Source organism: Burkholderia sp. Ac-20379, assembly GCF_017104645.1.
Taxonomy (GTDB): Bacteria; Pseudomonadota; Gammaproteobacteria; order Burkholderiales; family Burkholderiaceae; genus Burkholderia.
Genome location: NZ_JAAGPF010000382.1, coordinates 1 through 6,269, shown reverse-complemented (window position 1 = coordinate 6,269; position 6,269 = coordinate 1). Strand labels below are relative to the sequence as shown.

General features: G+C 64.2%; 5 protein-coding genes. 4 read left to right on the top strand and 1 reads right to left on the bottom strand.

The window, feature by feature from the left end; genetic code table 11:
* A partial coding sequence (locus G3N92_RS29450; protein ID WP_206131093.1) for a HAMP domain-containing protein occupies window positions 1-1,227 on the bottom strand: 1,227 nt, incomplete at its 3' end.
* Window positions 1,228-1,636: 409 nt separating this feature from the next.
* Between G3N92_RS29450 and G3N92_RS29445 the strand changes: the two genes are divergently transcribed.
* From G3N92_RS29445 to G3N92_RS29430, 4 genes are all read left to right on the top strand, one after another.
* Window positions 1,637-3,208, top strand: coding sequence for a hypothetical protein (locus G3N92_RS29445; RefSeq protein ID WP_206131092.1), 1,572 nt, complete (start codon window positions 1,637-1,639; stop codon window positions 3,206-3,208).
* Between the two features lie 407 nt (window positions 3,209-3,615).
* Entirely contained in the window at window positions 3,616-4,845 is a 1,230-nt protein-coding gene (locus G3N92_RS29440; protein ID WP_206131091.1) for an ABC transporter substrate-binding protein, read from the top strand.
* Between the two features lie 32 nt (window positions 4,846-4,877).
* Entirely contained in the window at window positions 4,878-5,933 is a 1,056-nt protein-coding gene (locus G3N92_RS29435; RefSeq protein ID WP_339385834.1) for an iron ABC transporter permease, read from the top strand.
* Window positions 5,930-6,269: ABC transporter ATP-binding protein (locus G3N92_RS29430; protein WP_277396210.1), on the top strand; the 340-nt coding region annotated here is incomplete at its 3' end. The genes G3N92_RS29435 and G3N92_RS29430, both read left to right, overlap by 4 nt.

The following is a 6,269-nucleotide window of genomic DNA, read 5'->3' as shown; positions in this document are numbered from 1 at the left end:
GCCCGGGCCGCGATCGCCGATCACGATGCGCAGCGCCTGCGCGTCGTCCGTCACGCGGATCGACATGCCGCCGGCCGCGCCGCCGTGGCGGATCGCGTTGTCGACCAGGTTCTGCAGGCAGCGCTTCAGGTTGCGCGCGAAGCCCGGATACGGCGCGCTCGCGCGGCCCTCGATGCGCACCGCGTGGCCCGCGTCGCGCGCGTCCTCGGCCAGCCCGGCCAGCATCGAATCGATGTCGATGCGCTGGCTCGGCTCGGTGATCTCGATGCCCTGCACGGCGTCGAGCGTGCTGCGCACCATCGCCTCCATCTCGTCGAGATCGCCGCGCAGCCGTTCGCGCCAGCTCGCGTCGGGCAGCATTTCGGCGCGCAGGCGCAGCCGCGTCAGCGGCGAGCGCAGGTCGTGCGAGACGGCGGCCAGCAGCCGCGTGCGTTCGGCGAAGCTGTCGATCAGGCGCTGCTGCATCGCGTTGAACGCCTTCGCGACGCTGCGCACTTCCTGCGGCCCGTCGAGCGCGAGCGGCGCGCGATAGATGTTGCGGCCGAGCGCCTCGGCGGCCTTGGCGAACGCGCGCAGCGGCCGCAGCGCGAAGCGCACCGCGACGAACGCCAGCGCGCAGACAGCCACGAAACGGATCACGTACAGCCGCAGCAGATAGTCGGCCACCAGCGTGCCCGGCTCGCTCTGCATGCCGGCCTGGCCCTCGCGCGCGGTCACGTCGAGCCAGCCCTGGCCCGGCACCAGCATCTGCAGATGGAAATCGCCCATCGGCATGCGCGAATTGAACAGGCTCAGGATGCCGCGCCGGCGGCCGGCGTCGTCGCTGATCTCGGCGTCGAGCAGCCGCACCTCGATCGGCTCGCCGAGCCGTTTGGCGATCACGCCCGCGATCAGCGCGGCCACCGCGCGCCGCGCGAGCGTGGGCTGCGATGCGGCGGCGGCCGTGCCGGTGGCCGAATCGGGGCCGGCGATCGCGCGCAGCCGGTAGCGCGCGTCCGACAGCCGCGCGAGCGTGGCGTCGCGTGTGGCCGCGTCTGGCGCGGTGCGCAGCAGGCGCACCGTGTCGGCAAGCCGGCTCGCGAACAGCCGCGACGGAATTTCGAGCGTGCGGTAATCGTGCGTGTCGAACCAGATCGTGCTGGTCAGCAACTGGCCGGCGAACATGCCGGCCGCGAGGATCGCGACGAGGCGGCCGAACAGCGAATCGGGCCAGAGGCGCAGGGTCATGGGTGTCGATGGATAGAGAAAGAGACGGTGAAGCGGGGGCGGGCCGGGCGTGAGGCAGGGCGGCGCGGGCCGACGTTCGCGACCTTACCGCGAACCGGCGCCGCAGGCGAGATGCGCGTGGAGATCGAAGGGGCGTTGATCGATGTTGAGCTTGTCATCGCTGGCGCAATAGATGATCAGCTATATCGGGCGGCAGGGTCGCGATAAGCGCATCGCATCGTCGGCATTTGGGCCTGGCCTTGGAACTGGGGCACGATTTTCGTGTTCAGGACAACTTCGTCATCCAGAAAGAGTGAACAGGCAAAAATGCCAGGCGCATAGGAAATCTTACGTTCGTGCAACAAAATCTTTCATTTGCATAAATAAAATAAAATTTCCAGTATAATCCACGGCGATTAACGGGAAAATCATGAAAATACTTGGCTTCTTTCTCTCGCTTTTAATTTTCTTGTCGGGTTGCATCAACGCACCAGTCGTCCAATCGCCCGGTCAGCTTGCTGCAACGCACGGCTATGTGTACGTCTCTTTTCCTAAAGAGAGCTCGATCAGCCCAGTGAAGCTGGAGTCGTTGAAAGATGGCTCCACGTTTTTGCTGCAAATGCGTCATGGCGTCGATTCAAATGGCGCCGGGCTTTGGGTTCCCGCTGGAGAATACAAGCTGGCCGAGTGGGGTAGTTACGAATTGCAAGGCTATCCAACGATCAGCGTGCGGGAAGGACGGATAACCGATCTCGGTGGGTTGGTTCAGCTTCCGATTGGGGGGTACAAATTTGTCGTTTTGCCAGTCAGGAGCGAGGAATTTTCCGCCGATTTGAAAATTATCGAGGGTGAGTATAAATCCGTTTTGCACCCAGGCAAGAATATCGAGTGGAATGTTCGTGAAATGCCCGCCTCCATAGAGACCAAAAACCAATCATTATATTGGAGTTTGATTCTCGACTTGCTGCTCGAATACGAGAGGTACGTCAGAAAGCCGGCCATTAGGGAGCAGCTTGCCGACGCGAAGACGGTCAGTGAATTTTTGAAGTTATGGAAATCGGCAGCGCCGCCTTTGACTGAAAAGAATGAACATGATGTATCCGCCAACATGTATTTCGGCGCCGACGTTGGGCAAGTCCGGGTCAGGAGTCCTCGTGGAGAGTGGTCAGCCCTGGATACAGGCTCGTTTCACGAGGTGACGGCAGTCAAGGTGACTGAGCAGGCACTGGTGACTGGATACGATAACGGTGCTATCAGGATCAGTAAAGACGGTGGCATATCTTGGCGAACAGTTGCCGCGCTGGGAAGTGATTCCCGAATCATGGACATCGATCGCCGAGGGAATCATTGGCTCGTTGCCGTGGCGCGCGGCGTGGTGAATGGCCCTATCTGGAAGGAGTTCAGTCGTGTCGAGGTTTATCATTCCGACCTGGATGATCTGCAAGGTTTGGTCAAGATCAAGCAAATCGATAGAGGCAAGGAGCTGAAGTCGCTCGACAAGTTTGAGGTATGGGCCGATTCGGCGAACGATTTTTATTATGTGGGTACTTCGTCTCAATTGCTGAGGATGAGTTTGTCCACGATGACCTGGAATTCAATCTCGCCGCCCAGTGTCTTGACTGGCTTTCATGCGTCGTCCACCTCGGGCGAGCTGACAGCATTCCTTGCTCGAGGAGTGTTTTCCAAGTTGTACTTGTCGAACGATAATGGCGAAACTTGGGCTGCAAACACCACGCCGCCCTACGCTTTTTCGGACATTCGTTTCGATAACCTCGATGAGGGATGGGCGGTACGGTGGAATTCAGGTTTGATTGTTGCAGCGATGGAGTTGAGACGATTCGACCGCGAGAAGAATGCGTGGGAAGCGGTAACGGAAGCGCCGGCGGGATGCCGGCACATGCTGCCAGACGTTGCCGGGCATCCAAGGTTCTGTATAACGGAAGGCGGCAGCATTATCGGCTACACGAATTCGAAGTGGATGGTTGAATATTCGGTAAATTAGCTTGATGCGGATAGGGAAAAGCCGGTGGCGCTTGGGCAAGATTGTCGAAATGGATTTCTTGATAATCGGGCGGCAGGACTCAAGGTATATTTAAAGAAGGCAGAAGGTGCATGTGTTGATGTATTGGCGCGTGATGTTCTTAATCTGCATTCCACGAGTGCGTCCAATCAGGACGAGACATTCTGATGTATTCAACGCTGGGGCAATCGTAAGGGTTGCCCTCCGTTGGCTGCATGAGCGACCGCTGTTGGGGACTCTGACCGGCAGTTCGGGATCGAGCCCCTCAACACATTCCAATACAAAACCCCCATTCCCCAACACACCCGCATTACAAACCCTCGCTACAGTGACCGCCACGCTCAAATAACAATCGTTCTCATTTGACGATGACAATCGAGAAGGCTTTCATGCAGCAGAACCGCTTTGCCACCTTGACCCGCGCCACGCGCGCGCTCCTGACTGCCGCCTCCGTGGCGGCATCCCCGACGCTCTGTCTGGCCGGCCTGGGTTTCGCCCAATCGGCCTCGGCGCAAACCGCGCCCAACGCCGCCCCGCAAACCGTCACCGACCTGGCCGGCCGCACGATCCGCATCCCCGCCGCCGCGCCGAAGCGGATCCTGCTTGGCGAAAGCCGCACGCTGGAGGCCGTTGCGCTGCTCGAAGGCCCGCATCCGCTCGCGCGTATCGTGGGCTGGCAGGGCGATCTGCCGACCATGGATCCGCAGCGCTTCGACGCCTACGCCAAGGTGTTCCCGCAGATCCGCCAGGTGCCGCTGATCGGCAAGTCGAGCGAGGACAGCATCAGCGACGAGAAGGCGCTCGCGCTCAAGCCCGACGTGGCGGTGTTCAGCGTGGCGGGCCACGGCCCGAGCCGCTACAACGCGCTCGTCAAGCAACTGGAGGCGACCGGCACCACGGTGGTGTTCCTCGATTTTCGCCTGCATCCGATGCAGAACACGGTGCCGAGCCTTCGCCTGCTCGGCCAGGTGCTCCATCGCGAGAAGGAAGCGAACGACTACATCGCGTTCTATCAGCAGCATCTGGCGCGCGTGAAGCAGGTGGTCGACGCGATCCCCGAGGCGCAGCGGCCGAAGGTGTTCGTCGACATGCTGGCCGGCGTGTGGGATGCGGGCTGCTGCCACACGGCGGGCAAGGGCAACTTCGGCGAATTCGTCGACGCGGCCGGCGGGCGCAACATCGCGGCCGGGTTGCTGCCCGGCGTGCTCGGCGATCTGAGCATGGAGCAGATCATCGCGGCGAAGCCCGACGTGTACATCGCCACCGGCGCGCGCACCAAGCCCGGCCTCGCGTCGCTGCGCGTCGGCGCGCTGACGAGCGAGCAGGATGCCCGCGCGAGCCTCGCGCAACTGGTGGCGCGCCCCGGCTTCGACACCATCAAGGCGATCCACGACGGCCGCGTGCACGGCATCGCCCACGATTACTACGATTCGCCGTACAACATCGTCGCGATCGAGGCGTTCGCCAAGTGGTTCTACCCGGATCGCTTCAAGACTCTCGACGTGAAGGCCACTCAGGCCGAGCTGTATCGCCGTTTCCTGGCGGTGCCGGTGACGGGCACGGAGTGGGTCGATTCGCCGCTGCCCGCTGCGGCCGCTGCAGGCGCGGCGGCGCGATGAGCGTGCCGTCCCGCGCGGCGCCCGCCGCCGCGATCGAAGGCCCGGCCGACGACGACGGCCACCGCGCCTACGCGCGCCTGACGCGCCGGCGCGTGCTGTTGCTCGCCGCGATCGCGCTGCTGATCGCCGGCTCGCTGCTGTTCGATCTGAGTTCCGGCCCGTCGGGGCTGCCGCTCTCGACCCTGCTGCACACGCTGTTCTCGCGCGCCGACGCCGATCCGGCCAACGTCGTGATCGTCTGGCAGATCCGCCTGCCGTACGCGGTGATGGCGCTGGTGGTGGGCGCGGCGCTCGGCCTGTCGGGCGCGGAGATGCAGACCATCCTCAACAATCCGCTGGCCAGCCCGTACACGCTCGGCGTGTCGGCGGCGGCGGCGTTCGGCGCGTCGCTGGCGATCGTGCTCGACCTGACGATCCCGCACGTGCCGCAAACCTGGCTGATCTCGGCCAACGCGTTCGTGTTCGCGTTCGGTTCGGCGATGGCGCTCGATCTGGTGGCGCGCTGGCGCGGCATGAGCACGTCCGGCGTGGTGCTGATGGGCATCGCGCTGGTGTTTTCGTTTCACGCGCTGGTCGAGCTGATGCAGTTCATCGCCTCGGCCGACGCGCTGCAGGGCCTGGTGTTCTGGACGCTCGGCTCGCTCGCGCGCGCCGACTGGCCGAAGATCGGCGTGCTCAGTGCGGCGCTCGCGATCGCGCTGCCGCTGGCGATGCGCAACGCCTGGGCGCTGACCGCGCTGCGGCTCGGCGAGGAGCGCGCGGCGAGCTTCGGCATCGACGTGCGCCGGCTGCGGCTCGGCACGCTGCTGCGGGTGGCGGTGCTGTCGGCGCTGGCGGTGTCGTTCGTCGGCACGATCGGCTTCGTCGGGCTGATCGCGCCGCACATCGCGCGCACGCTGCTCGGCGAGGATCACCGCTTCTACCTGCCGGGCAGCCTGCTGTGCGGCGCGCTGATGCTGTCGCTGGCCTCGATCGCCTCGAAGCTGATCGTGCCGGGCGTGCTGATTCCGGTCGGCATCGTCACGGCGCTGGTGGGGATTCCGCTGTTTCTCGCGATCGTGGTGCGGTCGCAGGGGGGCGCGCAATGAACGACCCGATGAACGGGCTGTCGATTCACGGCGTTGCGGTGCGCTACGGCCGCCGCGAGGTGCTGCGCGAGCTGTCGGCCGGGCCGCTGCCGCGCGGCATGATCACGGCGCTGCTCGGGCCGAACGGCAGCGGGAAATCGACGCTGCTGCGCGTGCTGGCCGGCCTGACCGCCGCCAGCGCCGGACGGCTGTCGCTCGATGGCGAGACATTGGCGCTGTCGGCGCGCAGCGCGCGCTCGCACAGCGTGGTGTATCTGCCGCAAACGCTGCCGGCCGGCGTGCGCCTGCAGGTGCTCGAATCGGTGCTGGTGGCGCGCCGCGCCGGGCGCGATCCGG

Bases quoted from the DNA above. Each gene is read 5' to 3' on its own strand.
- G3N92_RS29445 (WP_206131092.1), top strand. From the start codon at position 1,637: ATGAAAATACTTGGCTTCTTTCTCTCGCTTTTAATTTTCTTGTCGGGT.
- G3N92_RS29440 (WP_206131091.1), top strand. From the start codon at position 3,616: ATGCAGCAGAACCGCTTTGCCACCTTGACCCGCGCCACGCGCGCGCTC.